Annotated in this window: 16 protein-coding genes and 2 tRNA genes; 9 read left to right on the forward strand and 9 right to left on the reverse strand. The window is 31.4% G+C overall.

Features of this window, described 5'->3' with window-relative positions; genetic code table 4:
- Positions 1 to 551: 551 nt before the first annotated feature.
- Entirely contained in the window at positions 552 to 2,078 is a 1,527-nt protein-coding gene (gpmI, locus tag ACWXVN_RS01580) for a 2,3-bisphosphoglycerate-independent phosphoglycerate mutase (RefSeq protein ID WP_455978893.1), read from the reverse strand.
- Positions 2,079 to 2,123: 45 nt separating this feature from the next.
- Here gpmI and ACWXVN_RS01585 point away from each other — a divergent pair, with 45 nt between their 5' ends.
- The 5 genes from ACWXVN_RS01585 to ACWXVN_RS01605 all read left to right on the forward strand — a co-directional run bounded on the left by ACWXVN_RS01585 (position 2,124) and on the right by ACWXVN_RS01605 (position 7,967).
- The gene (locus ACWXVN_RS01585) at positions 2,124 to 2,924 is read left to right on the forward strand and encodes an alpha/beta fold hydrolase (RefSeq protein WP_455978894.1); all 801 of its coding nucleotides are present in this window, start codon (positions 2,124 to 2,126) and stop codon (positions 2,922 to 2,924) included.
- A gap of 278 nt (positions 2,925 to 3,202) precedes the next feature.
- Positions 3,203 to 4,459: an ABC transporter thiamine pyrophosphate-binding lipoprotein p37/Cypl gene (gene cypl / locus ACWXVN_RS01590; protein WP_455978895.1), complete on the forward strand. Its 1,257-nt coding sequence runs from the start codon at positions 3,203 to 3,205 to the stop codon at positions 4,457 to 4,459.
- Entirely contained in the window at positions 4,452 to 5,213 is a 762-nt protein-coding gene (locus tag ACWXVN_RS01595; RefSeq protein WP_455978896.1) for a phosphonate ABC transporter ATP-binding protein, read from the forward strand. The genes cypl and ACWXVN_RS01595 overlap by 8 nt, the downstream gene beginning before the upstream one ends.
- A 179-nt stretch (positions 5,214 to 5,392) precedes the next feature.
- Positions 5,393 to 6,994, forward strand: a complete 1,602-nt coding sequence (locus ACWXVN_RS01600; protein ID WP_455978897.1) for a PhnE/PtxC family ABC transporter permease — start codon at positions 5,393 to 5,395, stop codon at positions 6,992 to 6,994.
- On the forward strand, positions 6,987 to 7,967 hold the full coding sequence (locus tag ACWXVN_RS01605; protein WP_455978898.1) for a S66 family peptidase: 981 nt from the start codon (positions 6,987 to 6,989) through the stop codon (positions 7,965 to 7,967). Before ACWXVN_RS01600 ends, ACWXVN_RS01605 begins: the two co-directional genes overlap by 8 nt.
- A 97-nt stretch (positions 7,968 to 8,064) precedes the next feature.
- Here the strand turns inward: ACWXVN_RS01605 and ACWXVN_RS01610 are convergent.
- The 8 genes from ACWXVN_RS01610 to ACWXVN_RS01645 form a co-directional block, all read right to left on the reverse strand.
- A tRNA-Gln gene (locus ACWXVN_RS01610) sits at positions 8,065 to 8,139 on the reverse strand.
- 5 nt (positions 8,140 to 8,144) lie between these two features.
- A tRNA-Tyr gene (locus ACWXVN_RS01615) sits at positions 8,145 to 8,228 on the reverse strand.
- 94 nt (positions 8,229 to 8,322) lie between these two features.
- Entirely contained in the window at positions 8,323 to 10,239 is a 1,917-nt protein-coding gene (locus ACWXVN_RS01620; protein ID WP_455978899.1) for a M13 family metallopeptidase, read from the reverse strand.
- Positions 10,240 to 10,241: 2 nt separating this feature from the next.
- On the reverse strand, positions 10,242 to 13,178 hold the full coding sequence (locus ACWXVN_RS01625; RefSeq protein WP_455978900.1) for an AAA family ATPase: 2,937 nt from the start codon (positions 13,176 to 13,178) through the stop codon (positions 10,242 to 10,244).
- A gap of 1 nt (position 13,179) precedes the next feature.
- Entirely contained in the window at positions 13,180 to 13,872 is a 693-nt protein-coding gene (gene rnc / locus ACWXVN_RS01630) for a ribonuclease III (RefSeq protein ID WP_455967684.1), read from the reverse strand.
- Positions 13,865 to 14,860, reverse strand: coding sequence for a phosphate acyltransferase PlsX (plsX, locus tag ACWXVN_RS01635; RefSeq protein WP_455978901.1), 996 nt, complete (start codon positions 14,858 to 14,860; stop codon positions 13,865 to 13,867). Before plsX ends, rnc begins: the two co-directional genes overlap by 8 nt.
- A gap of 5 nt (positions 14,861 to 14,865) precedes the next feature.
- The gene (locus ACWXVN_RS01640) at positions 14,866 to 16,506 is read right to left on the reverse strand and encodes a DAK2 domain-containing protein (RefSeq protein ID WP_455978902.1); all 1,641 of its coding nucleotides are present in this window, start codon (positions 16,504 to 16,506) and stop codon (positions 14,866 to 14,868) included.
- Positions 16,506 to 16,805, reverse strand: coding sequence for an Asp23/Gls24 family envelope stress response protein (locus ACWXVN_RS01645; RefSeq protein ID WP_438341447.1), 300 nt, complete (start codon positions 16,803 to 16,805; stop codon positions 16,506 to 16,508). The genes ACWXVN_RS01640 and ACWXVN_RS01645 overlap by 1 nt, the downstream gene beginning before the upstream one ends.
- Positions 16,806 to 16,947: 142 nt before the next feature.
- On the opposite strand from ACWXVN_RS01645, the gene rpmB reads away from it, so the two are divergent.
- The 4 genes from rpmB to rsmG all read left to right on the forward strand — a co-directional run bounded on the left by rpmB (position 16,948) and on the right by rsmG (position 19,715).
- On the forward strand, positions 16,948 to 17,142 hold the full coding sequence (rpmB, locus tag ACWXVN_RS01650; protein ID WP_438341446.1) for a 50S ribosomal protein L28: 195 nt from the start codon (positions 16,948 to 16,950) through the stop codon (positions 17,140 to 17,142).
- Between the two features lie 64 nt (positions 17,143 to 17,206).
- Positions 17,207 to 17,929 (forward strand): ATP-binding cassette domain-containing protein, encoded by a 723-nt coding sequence (locus ACWXVN_RS01655; protein ID WP_455978903.1) that lies wholly within the window; start codon positions 17,207 to 17,209, stop codon positions 17,927 to 17,929.
- A 135-nt stretch (positions 17,930 to 18,064) separates the two neighbouring features.
- The gene (locus ACWXVN_RS01660) at positions 18,065 to 19,048 is read left to right on the forward strand and encodes a ribose-phosphate pyrophosphokinase (protein WP_455967687.1); all 984 of its coding nucleotides are present in this window, start codon (positions 18,065 to 18,067) and stop codon (positions 19,046 to 19,048) included.
- Complete coding sequence (gene rsmG / locus ACWXVN_RS01665; RefSeq protein ID WP_455967688.1) at positions 19,011 to 19,715, forward strand: 16S rRNA (guanine(527)-N(7))-methyltransferase RsmG; 705 nt, start codon at positions 19,011 to 19,013, stop codon at positions 19,713 to 19,715. Before ACWXVN_RS01660 ends, rsmG begins: the two co-directional genes overlap by 38 nt.
- Positions 19,716 to 19,729 lie beyond the last annotated feature (14 nt).

A 19,729-nucleotide genomic window follows, 5' to 3' on the forward strand; every position in this document is an offset into this window, starting at 1 on the left:
GAAAGTTCTAATTGACAATTTGGCTTTTGTTTGTTGTGAGTGAATGGAAAAATGCAAATTGTTCATTGTTAACTGTATTGTCTTTTGTTTTTTTCCTCACGATCAATTTGTTCTAAATAGAAAAGGTAGACTAGGATTTTCTTTGTTTAAAATTTTTTCATTCAAATCTCTAACATTATTGATATTTATTTTCGATATTACGTGATTTCTGTTTATAAGTCTGTTCATTCTTAAAAAAATAAACAAGACAATAAACCAGAGTAAAGGAAACAGCAAAATATAAATTATCAATAAAGTATTTGTTAAGATTTCGCTTTCTTCAGAATTAAAGAATTTAATAGTTCAATAAACAAAAGGAATTTCTAAGATTAAAAGTAGAAAAGTAAACAATAAAAACTTCATAAGGCTTGCTTTTGCTATTTGTTTGCTAACTCAAAAACTTTTTCGTTTTGATAAATCTAACATTCTTCAGGTTGGTAGCTTATAAAAATTTATTCCTTGAATTATGAGTATGCAACCCAAAGCATAAAGTGTTATAAGATTATAATTCATTATTTTTTTTCTTCCTTTTCGCAATTGATAAGATTTCTACCCATCATCTCAATCGGAACTTTTATATTTAAATAATTTAATATTGTTGGAGCAACATCGCATAGTGATCCATTACCAAGATTTATATTTTTGTCACTTGTAACAAACATGACAGGAAAAGTAGTGTGCTTTGTAGCTGGTTTATTGTTTTCGTCTTCAGTTAGTTCAGCATTTCCATGATCTGCAGTTATAAATCAAGTGATATTTTTATTGTTTTCAACGTAATCCAAAATTCTAGCAAATTGAGTATCTAAAATTTCTATTGCTTTGATTGTGGATTGTAAGTTCCCTGTGTGTCCTACCATATCAGGATTAGCATAATTCATAATCACAAAATCAGTATTTTCTACATTTTCCAACAATTGATCTGTAATTTCTTTAGCTGACATTTGTGGGGCATTAGCATAAGATTCCACTTTTAATGAAGGAACCAAAATTCTTTGTTCTAGTGGGTATTCAACGTCTTTTCCACCATCAAAAAAGAAAGTAACGTGTGCATATTTTTGAGTTTCTGCTAGTCTTAATTGTTGTATTTTGTTCTTAGCTAAAACTTCACCTAAAGGAGAATTTACTATCATTTCTTCAAATGCAATTTGAGTATTCAAACCTTCATATTTCATCATCGATACAAAATTGTCAATTTTTACTGCATTCTTTGGAGTGTAATTGTAAAGATCTGAACCAATAAACATATGTGTTAATTGTCTTGCTCTATCTGGTCTAAAGTTAAAGAAAATTATTGAATCTGAATCACGTATGAACTTTCCATTTCTGTTTTGTGCAGGAATAAAAAATTCATCATAAATATTTTTACTATATTGTTGCTGAATGTAGCTATTTACATCATCATAAGCATTACTGCATTCACCCACTAAAGCATCAAAAGCCTTTTGGTTGCGATCAAACATTTTGTCACGATCCATTGCATAAAAACGGCCACTAATTGAACTTATTGGATAACCAAATTGATTACTTAATTTTATTAGTGTGTCAAGTGAATTTTTTATTGACTGAGGTTTTGTGTCACGACCATCTCCAAAAATATGAATAGACACGTTTTTTAAACCTTTTTGGTGTACTAGTTTCATTAATTCAAACAAATGTGTGTCAAGTGAGTGAACTCCACCATTACTCAACATACCAATCAAATGCAGTGTTTTTTGTGTCTTTTTAACTGATTCAATGACATCCAAAAAGACTGAATTATTTTTAAATTCTCCTGTTTCTATTTGATTATTAATTAAAGAAAGTCCTGTGTAGACAATACGCCCGGCACCGATATTTAAATGTCCTACTTCACTATTACCAATTTGCCCTTCCGGCAAACCAACAAATTTTCCTGATGCTTGCAAGATCGAATTAGGATACTCACTTAGTAATTTATCAAAAGTAGGATGCTTAGCTAAAGCAAAAGCGTTACCTTGCTTTTCCTTTCTTATTCCTAGTCCATCAATTATTGTTAAAATAATTTTTTTATTGTTTTCCATATAAAAAATTATAATAATTAAAACATTGTAAGTAAAGGAATTTTTATGAATAAAACAATCAATATTTGTAACGAAGAAATAAATTATTTCATTGAAATTGATGACACAAAACCTTATGTTTTTTTTATTCACGGATTTGGCGATTCATTGAATATCATGCGTTCAATTGAAAGAATTCCTAATCGTGATTTCAATATTGTTGCTTTAGATATGCCTGGATGTGGTAAAAGTAGTTGAAACACTCGGCCTTTGACTTTAGAACACTATTTCGAAGTAGCCAAGACATTTATAAAAGAAGTTTTAACAGACAAAGAACTATACATTGTTGGACACTCGCTAGGTTGTTTGAGTACGTTATATTGTTTAAAACACACACATGCTAAATATGGATTATTAGTTGCTCCAGCACATTATGTTCTAACCAAAGCAAGAAAAGAGTTCGGATTGAAATTTTTAATCCCTAAAACAACAGAAGATGCAATAGAATCCTATCTATTACTGAGTCACAAATATCAGGAACAAATGAAAAGAAGTGCAAATATGTATGCTACTAGTGTGGTTGATAAAGATCAAACTCGCTACAAAAAATTTGGATGAATGATAGAAAACCAAATGTTAAATCTAGACTACACATATAATAACTATTTCAATCTTTTTGCTGGCGTTGATAATTACAAAATAGTAAGTGGTGATAAAGATTACTTTACTAACATATATGAAATTTCTTTAGTTGCTTACCAACAAAATAAAGAACTAACAATTCTAAAAGGTGCAGGTCACGCGGCCTTTTTAGACTCAGGACAAGAAATCTATGAGCAAATAGTAAAAATGACAAAAGAGCACTAAAGACTGGAAAAAAGACACAGAATTACCTTCTTTTGTTCTAGCTACAAACAATATAATCAAAAAAGATTTTCTTTTTATTATAATTTAAGTAAACAAGGGTGCTCGAAAGGGCTGAGATTATACCTATAGCTGATCAGGATAATACCTGCGTAGCTTGTTTCTCAATTTTATACAAGTATTGCACTCCTGTTATCAACGGGAGTTTTTTATTTCCTTGTTAGCAAAACTTGTTTGAGAAAAGGTAAATTTTTTTATCAATATTTTTAAAGGAATGCAAAATGACAAAATTCAAAAAGGCCATTTTTTCTCTACTACCTTTAGCTGCTTCAACAGCTGGAATTAGTGCCGTTTCAGCTGCGTGTGACAACACTGAAATTGACAAATGAGACAAAGACATTACTATCAATGTCAGTTGAATTAACGATGGATGGCAAGGAACAGAAGCAGAAAAAACTTATGTTTCAAAATTGACAGAAGAATTTAACAAGTTAAAAAATGCTGATGAGGAAACAAAACAGTTTCCAGACGTGAAATTCAAAGTTTCTCAAGGTGAAGTGGGGATTGATGACTTGAAAGCAAACAAGGCAAATGCTGACATTTTTGTTGCTTCTTATGCTAAATTTGCAGATTCACTATCAGATAAAAGCAATATTGACACAAACACCTTGCCTGTGGTGGGGCAAACAGCAACATGAAAATTCTCATGAACAATTGGTGATAATACTGCAAGATATACTGATGGTTCTGAATCTGACCCACTAAGAATTCAAGCTGAAAACGAAAACCAAATTCAATTAGCTAATAGTGATCTAGGTGAATATTACACTTGAGATGCTAATAATCCTAAGTACAAATGAAATGGTTCGGTTTACAGCATTTTCTACGACAAATCAAAAACTGACTTCACTTTCTACTACCGTGGTGCAATCTTAATGAGTGGAGATGATGCCCAATTAAAAGCAATTAAAGATGCTTGAGACACAAAAGACTTTAACAAATTTATGAGTTATGGTCTGGTAGTCGGAAAAACAAAAAGTGCTGGAAAATATAGATTCCAAGTAGCCTTGCTTGCAAAACACTTTGGTAAAACTACAGAAGAAGTAAACAAAACAATTCTGACACTGAAAGAAAGCAACAAAGTTAAACAAGGTGATGCAAGTGATTTACTAGGTAAAAATGGATTTAATATTGCTTTTGATGATGAAGGTTCATTCAACTGAACAAAATCAGATGGTTCTAAATTTAAACCAAGTGATGCTAATGCTAAAATTCGTGTTTTAACATTGACTGAGGCAGCTCCATATGACATCATTTTAGGAAGAAAGAACTTGAATCCAGTACAAGCAAAACTAATTGCTAAAGCACTTTCTTCAATCAAAGGTGAAGAAAATACACTAGGAGTCTTCACAGGATACAACTACTTCATGAATCCAAAGAATTCAGACTTGTATAAAAAATTATTTGATATTTATTTAGCAGCCAGCGATCCAACTAAGACAATCACTGACATGCCATCTGTAAAAAGTTATGAGTAAAAACAACAAGTTTATCGAGTTCCAGAATGTTAGCTTAAAGTATCAAAATACTAATCAAACAATATTGCAAAACTTAAACTTCAGTATCGATGAAGGCGAAATGATAGCAATAATCGGTCACTCTGGTGTTGGTAAAAGTACTCTATTCAAAGCATTTGTCAAAGCAGTACAAATTACTGAAGGAGACATTTTCATCAACGGCAACTCATTTAATTCTTTCTCTAAAAAACAACTAAAAAGCTTCATTAAAAGTATTGGTTTTTTGACACAGAAAGCAAACTTGATAAACACAGACACTGTTTTTAATAATGTAAAAAAGTCAGCTGTGGATTTTAAAAATCCCTTCATGGCTTTTTTTAATTTATTATCAAGAAAGCAAAAGGTTGAAATATTTTCAACTTTAGATAAATTAGATATTCTTGATAAAGCATTCTATCGTGTTAGTGATCTAAGTGGAGGGCAACAACAAAGAGTTGAAATTGCAAAACTTTTAATTCAACATGCAAAATTAATTCTTGCTGATGAACCGACATCTAGTTTGGATAACGCTACATCTAATGAAGTCTTAACAATGCTAAAAGAAATCAATCAAAAAAATAAAACTACAATTCTGGTGAATATTCATGATTTGAGTATGGTAAAAAAATATTTCACTAAACTTATTGTTTTACAAAAAGGAAAACTAGTTCTATGAGACTCAACAGCCAACATCAGTCTAAGCGAAATGAAACAACTAGTAAACAAAACTACTTAAAATTTGTCTATCGATTATTTTTTTACTATGTAGAATCACCAAAAGCCAAAACCACAAAAAAAATTCGTCCACTTTGAATTCACATTGCCATTTTTATTGCTCTTGCATTTATTATCTTTCTTTTTTCACTCAATAATTACTCATTAAATTACAATAGTTTTTCTGTATTCCGAGAAAATGTGAAGAAAATTTTCACCTTTTCAAATGTTTCTGACTTAAATGGTTTTGACCAAAATTTGGTCAAGTTAACTTTTAAATATTTAGGAACAACCCTACAATATGCACTCGCCGGAACATTCATAGGTTTTGTTGCAGCAATCATTTCTGCTTCGTTAAGTTCTAAAAATTACAACAACAAATATGTCTCATTCTTTGCTCGCTACTTTGTTTTATTTTTAAGAAGTATTCCAGAAATTGTTTTTATAACCCTTTTTAATCTTTCTTTTTATAGCAAATTAGCCTTGATATTAATATTTTTATGATTTAGCTGGCTGTGATTACACAAATATTTTATTGAAGCTATTGATAACTTAGATAAAACCCCTTATTACATTGCTCGCCGACAAGGAAAAAGCCACATTAAAGCATACTGTAGTGAAGTTATGCCAAGATTATTTAACAGGTTCATGTCTCTTTATTTATATAGTTTTGAATCTAACATGCGTTGAGCATCATTGCTTGCGGCTTTAGGTGCTCCTGGGATTGGTCAATTGATTTATCACAGCACCGAATTAACGCAAAACATGAGTCAGTTAGGTATCCCATTAGGCATCCTGCTGTTAGTAGTTATTGCATTAGAGGCAATTAATTTAGTACTTAAAAAACATGTTTTTGAAGTTAAATCCAGAGACATTAAAACACCCAATTACAATCAATTAGCAAAGCAATGAGACTGAAGATTACTGATAAAAACACTGATTTTTATTTTCAGTATAGCTATTGCTGTATGATCTTTTGCTACAATCAACTTACAGAAAATGACTGCTTCAGCAACACTTTCTAACTTTTTAAAAAACATTTTTACTCCTGACTGAAATATTTTCGAAAACGTTTTAGAGCCAAACTTTTTTGAAAGTAATTTTGGGATGTTAGTACAGAGCTTAATGTTAGCAGTGATGACATTGACAATAACACTCATTCTTTCTTTTGCGCTAGCACCTTTTGCAACAACAAGACTTTCGAAATCAGGCTCAGTTTATTGCTCAAAGTTTTTCATTGCATCACTAAGACTCATTCCAGAAATCATTATTTTCTTTATTTTTAAACCTATTATCAACGATGCAACAACACTTATCATTTTCATTTTAGGAATATGTTCGATGGGCTCATTCACTAAACAATTTGCGGAAATGATTGACAATGTCGATGAGGAGATTATTGCTAATTTAAAAATGCAAGGCTGGTCAAAATCAAAAATTTATTTCAGATATGTCTTGCCTAGTGTCAAAAAAGATTTAGTTAGTTTAAGCTTATTCTACTTTGAAAACGCTTTTAGAAATATTATTACCTACAGTGCAATAGTTGGTCAGAATATGATAATGGGTTACAAGATTTCTAATCTTTTAAATGAAAGAGGAACTCATTTATCTAAAGCAGCAGCAATTATGTGAATAGCAACGGCAGCCATTTTTGCAATCAATATTTTGAGTGAAATTATAATTTGAAGAATTAACACTATTAGCTATGACATAAGCTACTGACAAAAATTAAAAATTATGTTCACTAAAAAAAGCCACTCTTTTGTAAAAATAATAAAATTGAAGAGAGGTAAATATGAATAAGTACTGAAATTTAAATAAAGGCGACGAAATCAGAGTAATTGCCCCTTCAAGAAATCTTAATTTAATAGGTAAACCTAATACTGACCTTGCTATAAAAGCACTAGAAGAAATGGGCTTCAAAGTAACTTTTGGTAAAAATGTTTATGAAAACGGAAGACGTTTTTCATCATCTATAGAAAGCAGAGTTAATGACATTCACGAAGCCTATCAAGACAAAAATGTTAAATTGATTTTAACAGTTATAGGTGGGTTCAATTCTAATCAATTACTGCCTTACTTGGACTGAAGTTTGATAAAAAATAATCCAAAACCTTTGTGTGGATTCAGTGACATTACTGCCTTAATTGTGTCAATTTATGCTAAAACTCAAAACATTAACTTCTACGGTCCTCATTTTAGTAGTTTTGCAATGATTCAAAATTCAGGGTTCATTAAACAACAATTTAAAGAAATGTTTTTAGAAACTGACGAGCCATTCAAAATGAAAGAGTCAGATAAATGAAGTGACGATATGTGATTTTTAGATCAAGAGAACAGAGTTTTTGAACAAAACACGAAAAGATTTGTTATTAATCCAGGAACAGCGCAGGGAAAATTATTTGGTGGTAACTTATCAACCATTGCCTTAATAAGAGACACGGAATACTGACCCGATTTAAATGATGATATGATTTTCTTCACTGAATCAGTTTCAGCATATTCTTATGATGAATTTGAAAGAATGTTAGTATCATTAACACAATCAAAATGATTTAAAAATGTTAAAGGTTTAATGATTGGAAGAATGCAAAACGGTTCAAAACTGAGTCTTGAGGAAATCAAAGAAATTATCGACAACATTGATGTGTTGAAAAACATTCCTGTTATTGCCAATTTAGATTTTGGACACACAATGCCACTAAGCATTTTACCTGTTGGTTTAGAAGCTAAACTTGATACAAGTAAAGAAGATTTTCTAATTGTCGAAAGATAGAATTATCACTCATTATGAGTGATTTTTTTATTTTTCTTTTGAGAAATTAAGCAATAAAAAACACTCTCATTTGAGAGTGTCGATCACGTTAATGATATGGCTGCCCTTGTTAGATTCGAACTAACGCATGGCGGTACCAAAAACCGCTGCCTTTCCGCTTGGCTAAAGGGCAATTTATGGTGGGAGGGGAGGGATTCGAACCCCCGAACCGTAAGGAAGTGGGTTACAGCCACCCGCGTTTGGCCGCTTCGCTACCCTCCCATTTCTATTGCTTTAATAATTATACACAATTTTAATTTTTTGTGAAATTTTTTTGCTCATAAAGAAAAATAGCCCCTAAAGGCTATTTCGCTAATTATCAAATGTTGACTCTTTTTTCTGGAGACATATACATTGGATCGTCTTCAGTAATATCGAATTCTTTGTAAAAATCATCCATGTTTGCAAGTTGTATATTTGCTCTTAATTTTGTAGGAGCATGAACATCGGTTTGAAGCAAGTTTTTAGCAGTTTCTAGTAAATATTTTGCTCTTCAAATAGTTGCATAATTAATCATAAACTCTTTAGCATTAAAATCTTTTTCTAATTTAGCTGCTTCATATGCACAAGCAACTCCACCATTATCAGCAATGTTTTCACTGACAACTAGTTTTCCATTACATTTACCTGCAAAAGTTTCAACACCATCAAATTGAGCAATGATTCCCTGTGCCTTTTGTTCAAAGTTTTTTCTATCTTCATCAGTTCATCAATTTACCATGTTTCCGTTTTCGTCGAAATTTGCACCATTATTATCAAAAGCATGGCTAATTTCGTGAGCAATAACAACACCAATTCCACCAAAATTTTGTGAACTAGTTTGTTCTAGTGAATAGAAAGGAGCTTGTAAAATAGCGGCTGGAAAAACAATTTTGTTTTGAGTCGGACTGAAATAAGCATTAACTTCGCTAGGAGACATTGATCATAGTTTGTTGTTTGAATCTTTATCTACATTATTTAATACTCATGCTGTTTTAAGTTCAACAAAATTTAAAACGTTTTCCAGTAAGTTTGAACCCTCTTCATATGTTTTAGTTTTCATTAAATCATAGTAAGATTCAATTTCATCAGGATACCCAATTGACACTTCCATAGTATCTAATTTTTTTAGTGCCATATTGATTGTATCTTTTGACAATCAAGTGTTTTTTGCTAGACGTTTTTTGTAAATTTCAATCATGCTTTTTGTTAAGTGCTCAACGTCAGCTTTGGCTTCAGGACCAAAGAAATGCAAACCATAGTAAGTTCCTACTGGCATTTTGAAGAATGATAAAGAACTTAGTAATGCAATTCTTTCTTGACTTTCAGCTTCTTTTGAACCGGTAAATGCTCTTCTGAATTCACCAGCAATAATTCTTAATTCATCAGAAAGATAAGCTGAGTAACTTACCAATGTTGCGATGTATAATCTTGCTTTGTAATTTTCAAAATTATCATCAGATAACAATGTATCAATTTCATTTACAAACTTAGGATATCCAACAACAACCATTTCAGGTTTTTTGTTAATTGTTTGTTCAATTAACTGAGCTAAATTAACTTTTGAAGATTTAGTTTTAAGCTCTTCAAGTGTGGTTGGATTGTAAAAATTAGTGTAAACAGCTGCGTATTCAGGCTCTATTGATAAAGGTAATAAAGTTTTGTCGAAAGCAAAGGCTTTTTGTACCATTTGTTTTGCATCTTGTTCGCTTTTGCCAACAAAAGCAAGCAATTTAATAGCCATTTTTTCATACGCATCTAATAGTTTAGTTTTTCTCTCTTCTTCTTGATAAGGTTTAGTTGAACCTAAAATCAAGCTGTTTGGAAAAACAAACAGAACTTGTTTTTTCGAATTTTTGAAATCTGCTTCTACATCAAATTCAACCGGAACATACAATCCTTTTAGAACAAGTGAACGATAATTCTCAAAAACATCTTCAAATGAGTGCAATTTTTCAATTTCAGCAAGTAAAGGTAAGATTGGCTTTATTCCTAGTTCTTGACGCTTGTTTCAATCTAAAGACATTTTAAAAAACTTAACAAAATTTTGAATTTTAGAGTCATTTGGAACTGATTTTTCGTCATTTTTTCAGTTAAAAAATAACTCTTTTAGCTGTTCTTCAACTTTGTCGTAGATGTCAACAAATGAACCGGCAGATGTACGATCAGGCTTGATTTGAGTTTTTTCCATTCACTCTTTGTTTATTTCTTCATAGAAGTCAATTTTAAGTTTATTGGCATCGTATTTTGACATTATTATTTCCTTTCTTCATCAACTAATTCTTTCGCTTTTTCTAAAGCCACCGACAAGAATGTAGTAATTCCACGGTTTTGCATTGTTGCTCCATACAGTCTATCTACTCTTTCCATTGTTCCTTGACGGTGAGTAATAACTATAAATTGAGTATCTGCTTTCAGTTTGTGCAAGAATTCAGCAAAACGAATAACGTTAGCTTCATCAAGAGCAGCTTCAACCTCATCCAAAATACATAGTGGCAGCGGTTTAGCTTTAAGGATAGAGAATAATAGAGAAATTGCAATTAGTGCTTTTTCCCCCCCTGAAAATAGTTTTAAATTTTTGATTGATTTTCCTGGTGGTTGAGCAATGATGTCTAAGCCTGAATCTAGAAGGTTATCGGGTTCAGTAAAACGAATTTCAGCCATACCCCCACCAAACATCTTGTTAAAAACATACTTGAACTCATTATTGACCAAGTTGACGGTGTTCTTAATCTTAGCAATGATCATTTTGTCCATTTCGTCAATAGCTTGATTAATTTTGTTTACTGCTTCAGTTAGTTCATCTTCAGTTTTCTTGTGAATGTCATAACGTTCTTGAACTTCTTTTACTTGCTCGGTTGCTTGAAGGTTAACATTACCTAGCTCTTTGATTTCTTGTTGTAGTTGAAGAACAATTTTCTTAGATACTGAATAGTCAATTTCTGGGTTGTAGTATTCTTCTTTAGCAACTTCAAATGTTAAAGAATATTGTTCACTTAAACGTCTTGCAGCTTGTTGAATAATTGCTTCGTTTCTTGTTTTTTCAATCGAAACACGGTTAAATTGTTCACTTTCAAAACGATATTTGCTGTCTAATTTTGTTTTCTTATCAATAATTAGATTTAAACGTGCATTAACAGCATTTTGGTGCTGCTTTGTAGTTTCTAAAAGTGCTTCTTTTGCACTTTTTTGACTAGCTAAAATTTCTATTGACTCAACGAAATTGATATTTTCATTCAGTTGTATTTTCTCTTTTGTGAGCGCTTCATAACGAACTGTTAATTCATCAAATTCTTTTGTGTCTTTTAACACGTTTTCATTGATTTTGACTGCTTCAATCATTAATTCGCGAGCAGCACTAGTATGTTTGTTGTACTGTAATTCTAATTCTTGTACTTCAGTCTCGAAACGCGTAATTTCTTCTTCGATATTTGGTAGTAAGTCTTCAAGTTTTTTGATATTTTCATCTAATTGGAAAACGTTGTTAGTTTGTGGTGCTTGTCCTCCAGTAATAACCCCACCAATACGAATGATATCTCCTTCAAGAGTAACAATCATGTATCTTTTTTCAAGAAGTTGTGAAATTTTTGTTGCTTCATCAATGTTATTAGCAAGGATGATGTGTCCCATTAGAAAGCGTTTTAATTTATCAAATTCAGGTTTAGTGTTAATAAAATCCGCAAGAACTCCCACAAATCCAGGGTGTGTTTTTGCAACTCTTATATGGTCTTCACGAATACTTCTTTCACTAATTGAAGCAAGGGGGATAAATGATGTTCTTCCACCTTTGTTTTTCTTCAAGAATTCAATTGCTTCAACAGCTGTTTTGTCATCAGTAACAACAATGTTTTGAAGTGCATTAGCTAAAACCACTTCAACAGCTGTTGCATATTGAGATGGAACTTCTAACAGCTGAGCAACTGTTCCTTTGAAACCTTTAAATAAATGTGAGTGGTCTAAGATTAATTTTGTTGCACGAGCAAAGTTTAGACCATTATCTTTCATATCTTTAAGGTTGCTAATTCTTGCTTGCACATCACTTCTTTGCTTGTAAACAACAGATCTTTTGTTTTTTACTTCATATATGTTTTCACTAAATTTAAGTGCTTGTGAAGATTCTGTTTGTGACTTTTCTTTGTAATCTTTTTCTAATTGTTTAAAGCTGATAATTCTAGCATGAAGTTCTTCAATTCTTGCTTTTAGTGTTGAAATTTCTTCTTCTTTTGAAACATTAATTTTTCCTTGAAGAATTCATTCTTGTTGTTGTTTTGTGCCTGCATCACGAAGTTTTAGATTAACAATTTGTTCACTGATTTCTTCAATTTCTGAACGCAATTTTTCAACTTCGGAATCAACATTGGTTCTTTCTTTTGAGACAACTGTTGCTTCATTTTCTAAAGCTTTAATTTCGTCACTCAATTGTTTAAGAACTTCTTCACCTGCCCCATTTTCATTTTGAATTTTTGAATTTTTGTTTTGTGCTTGGTCAATTTCGTGAACTAAAAGACTGATTTCTACATCTTTCAATTGGTTGCTTTTTTCAATGTATTCTTCAGCTTTTGAAGCTTGTCTTTTTAGTGGAGTAAGTTGCTTATCTAATTCTTGAACTTTAGCTGCAATAACATTCAGTGATTCCTCAGTCTTTTGAAGCTTACTTAGTGCTTCTTTTTTTCTTGTTTTATACATGCTTGTTCCAGCCGCTTCTTCAAAGAATTCTCTTCGTCTTTCAGGAGTAGCTTCAGCAACATCGCTAATAGTTCCCTGGCTAATAATAGCCAGTGAAGATTTAGAAATACCAGATTGCATTGCAATCTCTTTAATATCTTTCATCCTTGCTAGTTCGCCATTGATGTAGTACTCGTTTGAACCTTTTCCACGGTTAAGAACACGGCTAATAGTGAAGACATCGTGTGGAATATTTACTGCTCTATCACTGTTGTCAAAAGTTAAAATAACTTCTGCTCTTTCCATTGGTTCTTGACTCTCAGAACCAGCAAAAATAACATCACTCATTGTGTCACCACGTAATGCTTTTGAGCTAGTTTCTCCAAGAACTCAACGAATAGCATCATTAATATTACTTTTTCCTGAACCATTTGGCCCAACAATAGCAACAATTCCTCCGTCAAATTTTAGAGTTACACGATCAGCAAAAGATTTAAATCCATGTGCTTGTACTTCGATTAATTTCATATTAAACTCCTAAACTTTCTAAAGCGTGAAGAGCAGCATTTTCTTCAGCTTCTTTTTTACTCTTACCTTCACCCGTTCCATAGACAGTTTTATTGCAAAAAACTTTCGAAATAAAACCATTCTCATTGGCAAGAGTTTCATAGTGAATAGTTTTCTCAGCAGATTGCATATATTCTTGAAAAAGTGACTTAGGATCTTTATTTTCTTTTTTAACTAATTTATCAAGAGCAGGATAAATAGTTTTTTGTAAAACTTTTTCTACACCATCAAATCCGATTTCTAAGTAAATTGCAGCGATCAAAGACTCAAAAAGGTCAGCATTAGCTTTCTTAGAATCTTTTAATCCTGTTGCTCCTTTTGAGACACGCAATAAATCAAACAATTTTAACTCGTGACTTATTTCGGCAATGAAATTAGTTTTGACTGTGGCAGCTCTAAGTGTTGTTGCTTTTCCTTCAGTCAAACTCTGAAAATGATTGAATATATACTCAGTAACTTTTAGTTGTAATACTGCATCGCCCAAAAACTCGTGGTATTCATATGATTGCTTTAATTGATTTTCATTTGCAAAAGTGCTATGAGTAAAAGATATTACGAAATTGTCTCAATTTTTGACTTTATTAGCATCAATATCAAAATTACTCAACAAATTTGATACCTTAGTTTTAAATTCTTCAAAAGTTCAATTATTCATTTTGCTCCATGGTTTGTTTAATTTTATTTACCACGTCATTTTCCAAGGCTAATTTAATTTGATTTAAAGCACCCAAAAAAGCTTTTTCATCACTCGCTCCGTGTGACTTTAAAACTATCTTATCAAGACCAACAATGAAGGCTGAACCAACGTTCCGATAATCAAATTTTTCTTTGATTTTGTAAAACGGTTTACGCAAAATTAAAGCACCAATTTTAGTGAAAAAGTTTTTTGTAATTTCTTTTTTTAGCAATCTTCCAAATGTTAAAAAACTTGTTTCCATAGTTTTCAAAACCATGTTTCCTGCGTAACCATCAACTATAACAACATCACAAATATCTTTGAATAAATCTTTTGGTTCCACGAAACCAACATATTCATAATTTAATTTTTCGAGCGTTTTAATTTGTTGATTTGCTTCTTTAGCCCATTGTGGTCCTTTATAGTCTTCAGAACCAATGTTCAATATTCCTACACGAACTTTATTGTTGTTAAAAAGTACTTTACTAAATTCAGAGGATACACTTGCTCACTGAGTCAAATATTCAGGTTTTGTGTCTAAATTTGCACCAACATCAAGCAACAATCAGTGCCCGTCAATTGCTTTTGGTATCATTGGCATAAAAGCGGGTCTAGAAACATTAGGAAGCCTCTTGATTTTTAGCATAGCCATTGCCAAATACGAACCGGAATCCCCGCTGCTTAACAATGCTTGTGCATCACTGTTATTTAAGTAATTAATGGCATCCAACATTGATGAAGGCTTTTTAATAACATCGCGAAGGTTATCACTTTTTTCTAACAAGATTGGCGAGTGATGAAACTCAATGTTTGTTGCTAAAGGTTTGTTTAATTGTTTCAAAACTGTTTCATCACCAAATAGAACTAATTTAAATTGCGGATTCGCATTAGCAAAAGAATTTGCTGCTTTCAAAGCTTCTAAACTTCCATTATCATTGTTTAAAATATCAAAAACTATTTTTTTCATATTTATTATTCAACACTAATGTAGTAAGGGTAAAGTGCCTGTCCACCAGCATTGATTTCAACTTCGATTTCATAATTAGTTTGAATGTAATTTTTTAATTCTTGTGCGTCAGCTTCACTTGCTTCCTGACCGTAGAAAATGTTAACAATTTCGCTATCATCATCAATCATTGAGTCAAAAAGACTAATAGCAGCTTGATTATGCGTTTTATGAGTTGAAACTACTTTGCCCTTTGAAATTGCAAGATATGAACCTTTTTTAATCTTAACACCATTCAATTTAGTGTCTTTTACAGCATAAGTAACTTCAGCGGTTTTTACTGAACGAACTGCATCTTTCATATTTTCTTCATTATCTTTAGCACTAGAATCTTCATTAAAGTTTAAGGCAGCAGCAAGTCCTTCCATTTGGTTTTTAGTTGGAATAATAACAATATTTTTCTTACCACTAATTTGCGAAGCTTGTTGTGCTGAAAGAATGATGTTTGAATTATTTGGAAGAATGAAGACAGTTTTAGCATGAATTTTTTCTATTGCTTTAAGAATATCTTGGATTGAAGGGTTGTTAGTTTGTCCTCCTTCAATTACAATGTGTGCTCCGTATTCTTTGATTAAATTTGTAATACCTTCACCAGAGTTGCATGAAATTAATCCACATTTAACTTGGATTTTTTCATTATCTTCAGTTGTTTTTTTGGCTTTTTCAGCATTTTCTTTTGACTTGTTTGCTTGTTGAGTCATGTTTTCAATCTTGATTTTAATAAACTCACCCAATGATTGCACTGAATTTAAAATATTTCCAGGTTTAATTGCATGAACGTGGACTTTTAAATATGAGTCATCTTGAACGACAACAATTGAATTTCCATGTTTTTCTAATTTTTTAACCAAGTAATTTTTATCGAAACTGTGTGGTTTTTGTAATTCAACAATAAATTCAGTACAGTAACCAAATTCACCATCAAAAACTTCATTGTCATTGATAAATTTATTAATGCTGTCAGTGCTTTCTTTCTCTTCAACAGGATTTCCAGATAAGTATGCTGAAATACCTTCAAAAATCTTAACTAGACCTTCTCCTCCTGAGTCAACAACTCCAACTTCTTTTAAAATTGGTAATAGTTCAGGGGTTTTATCACAACTTTGACGAGCGTATTCATAAGCTTTGCTAAAGACATTAGAAATTTCGGCCGAAGCCAAAACATTTTTAGCAAGTTGTTCGCTAGTTTCACGAATAACTGTCAAAATTGTTCCTTCAACAGGTTTTAAAACAGCTTTGTATGCTGTTTCTTTTGCTGATTTAAATGCTTGAACAACTTCTGATGCTGTGGCTTGTTTTTTATTTTTAAATTCGTTAGCAAAACCTCTAAATATTTGTGAAAGAATAACTCCCGAGTTTCCTCTAGCACCCATAAGCATATTTTGTGCAACTAAGTTAGCAACGTAACTAAGTTCTTGACACTGACTATCATCTATTTGCATCAAAGCGTTTCGCGCTTCTTGGATTGTTGCATTCATGTTGGTTCCAGTGTCTCCATCAGGAACAGGGAAAACATTCAATGCGTCTACTTGGTTTTTATTGTTACTTAAATTGTTTGCCGCGGATATAACTGCATACTTTCAATCTTTTCCGTTAATAGTCTTCATTATTCAATACCTCTAATAAAAATATTCAAATTTTGCAAGCTCATTTTTTGTTTTTCTAATCGATAGATAATTCTTTGACTAATTTCATCCGCTAGTCCTTTTACACTAACGCTTGAAAGAATTATCAAAGCAATTTTGATGCTTACTTGATTTTCGTTAATATTGATTTCAATTCCTTTGTCAAAATCATTTTCTAATGTAGTTGCAGGTTCATCAAAATTAAGCGACGAAAAGCCTATAACTCCTACAACTCTTGATACAATTCCAGTGATTTGTTCTTTGATGTCTACTGTTTTCATATTTGAGAATTATACCACACCTCCTTTTTTCTGTTAGGTATAACCTAACAAGCTTCCTAAAGACTCAAAAACAAAAACAAGCTCCTTTTTGTGTTAAAATAATACATATTATTCGAATAATCTATACGTAAAGGAGTTTTAAATGCCAGGAAAAGATCAATTAACCGGTAAAAAAGCTCTAAGCGGTAACAAAAGATCACACGCTCTAAACGCTACAAAAAGAAGATTTGATCTAAACTTACAAAAAGTTACTGTCTTAGAAAATGGGCAAAAGAAAACATATCGTGTTACTGCAAAAACTGCAAGAACATTGAAAAAATATGGACTTACAGCTTAATTAAAATTCATGAAATGATGTGTCGCTTAGGCGGCATTTTTTATTGCTTGTATAATTAGAAAATATGGAATTAAATAACGTGATTAAATTTATTAATTTTTCAGGATCTTATACTAGTTCAAAGTCAGCACAACTCCACAACATAAATACAGAAATTCAAAAAAGTGATTTTTTAGCAATTATTGGACCTTCAGGAGCAGGAAAAAGCACTTTTTTAAATGCTATTTTCAAAGAATTAAAGTCAGTAAGTGGAGATATAGAATTTGAAAATATTTCAATTTATAAAATGACTAAAAAGCAACGCAAAAACATGCTAAAAAATATTGCTTATTTTTCACAAGAAAATATTCTGATTGAGAATGATACTGTGTTAAAAAGTATTGCTCGTGAGTACTTTTTCAGTTTTCTTACTGCTAAAAGGTTTGATAAAATAAGTTCAATTTTAGAAGAATTGAATTTAGCAGACAAAAAATATGAGCCCATTGCTAAATTGAGTGGCGGACAAAAGCAAAGACTGCAACTAGCAAAGCTATTTTTAAAGAAAAAAGATCTTTTTTTAATTGATGAACCGACAAATAATTTAGATATAAAAATGAGTGATCTTTTTGTTGAAAAATTGCAAAAATTACATAGCGAACAAAATATAACTATAGTGGCAATAATGCACGATATCAGTCTTGTTAAAAAATATTTCAAACATTATATCGCTATAAAAAATGGCACAATTTTCAGCCAGGGAAAAGTTCAATTATTATCTGAACAAGAGATTCAAAAAATCTTCGAGTAATATTTCAAAAGCAGTCATTGACTGCATTTTTTGTATCTTTTTACTTACTTTTTGTCTCTCAAGAGATTGAAAATGCAAAGCAATATATTAAAATTTAAATAGTTAAAATAAATATTAATTACTTAAGGTTCAAGAATGGAAAAAATATATAAAGATTCAATTATTTTTGGTATGGATAATTCTTGAGAATTAGCTCAAGAAATTGGACAAATTTTAAATATTGAGGTTCAAAAGCCAAAAAAAACTGTCTTTAGCGATGGCGAAAGAATGATTTCTAGTGAAATAACAGTAAGAAATTTAAACACTTACGTTATTTGTAATACTGGTTCACCAGTTAACGATAACTACATGGATATTTTGATTTTTATTGACTCGCTAAAGAGAGCAAGTGCAAAAACTATTAATGTTGTTATGACTTACTATGGCTATGCACGTCAAGATAGAAAAGTAGACGGAAGACAACCAATCAGTGCCAAGTTAATGGCCGATTTATTACAAACTGCTGGAGTCACAAAACTTATTACTGTTGACTTGCACAACTCATCGATTCAAGGATTTTTTGATATTCCTCTAGATGATTTAAAAGGACAATTAATTTTTGCTGAAGAACTAAGAAAACGCGAGCATAAATTTACTGTTACTAGCCCTGATCATGGTGGTGCTGTTCGCGCACGTCAGTTGTCAGAAATTATTTCTCATGATGTGCAAATTGCAATTGTTGACAAAAGAAGAACTGCTCCAAATGTGAGTGAAGTAATGGGAGTTTTAGGAGATGTTAATAACAAGAATGTTGTTATCATCGATGACATTATTGATACAGGTGGAACAATCATCAAAGCAGCCCATGTTTTAAGAGAAAATGGTGCAAAACAAGTTATAGTTGCTGCTACTCACGGAATATTTTCAAAAGGTTTTGAAATGTTTGAAAATGATGATGTTATTAGCGAAGTTATCATCACTAATTCGCTAGCAACAGAACACTTAAAAAAATTCAAAAAAATCAAAATTCTTTCGCTTGGTTTCTTATTGGCTCATGTTATAAAATCAAACATTGAAAGAAAATCAATAACAGGAATTTATAATGCTTTCAAAACAGGAAACTTCGAAGATTTTTCTTAATTATTTACCCAACTTAAGCAACGATCAAATTGATAAACTTTATCAATATTATGAAATGATTGAAGAAAAAAATCAAGTTATGAATTTAACTGGTTTCACGGATGAAAGACTAGTCAAAGAAGGCTTGATTGAATCAATTTTACTGCTTGAAAAAGCTTTCGACTTATCTGAAAATAAAGTTTATACTCTTGCAGATATTGGTGCAGGAGCTGGTTTTCCTAGTGTACCTTACTTAATAGTAAATAAAGATAAAGTAAAATTGAGCGTAATCGAGCCGATGCAAAAACGATGTTTGTTTTTAAAGGAAGTATCACAGAAATTAAATCTAAATATTGAAATAATAACCAAACGCGCCGAAGACGTAAAAGACAAAAAGGAATATTTTGATTTAGTAACAGCACGCGCAGTTACAGAATTAAAGAAACTTTTAGAAATAAGCTGTCAGTTAGGAAAAATAGGTTCACAACAAGTTTTTATTAAAAGTAAAAATATTAATCAAGAACTACAAGATTCAGAAAAAATAATAAAAACACTGAAAATAAACACAGAAATCAACACTTTTTACTTTGAAAACACCCGTGAAAACAACTTGGTGAAAGTGTATAAAAAAAATTCAGCCCCTGAGTCTTATCCTCGTCCTTGAGCAGTCATTAGCAAAGAAAAATAACAATTTTAGATAGA

The organism is Mycoplasma sp. 4044 (genome assembly GCF_053851695.1).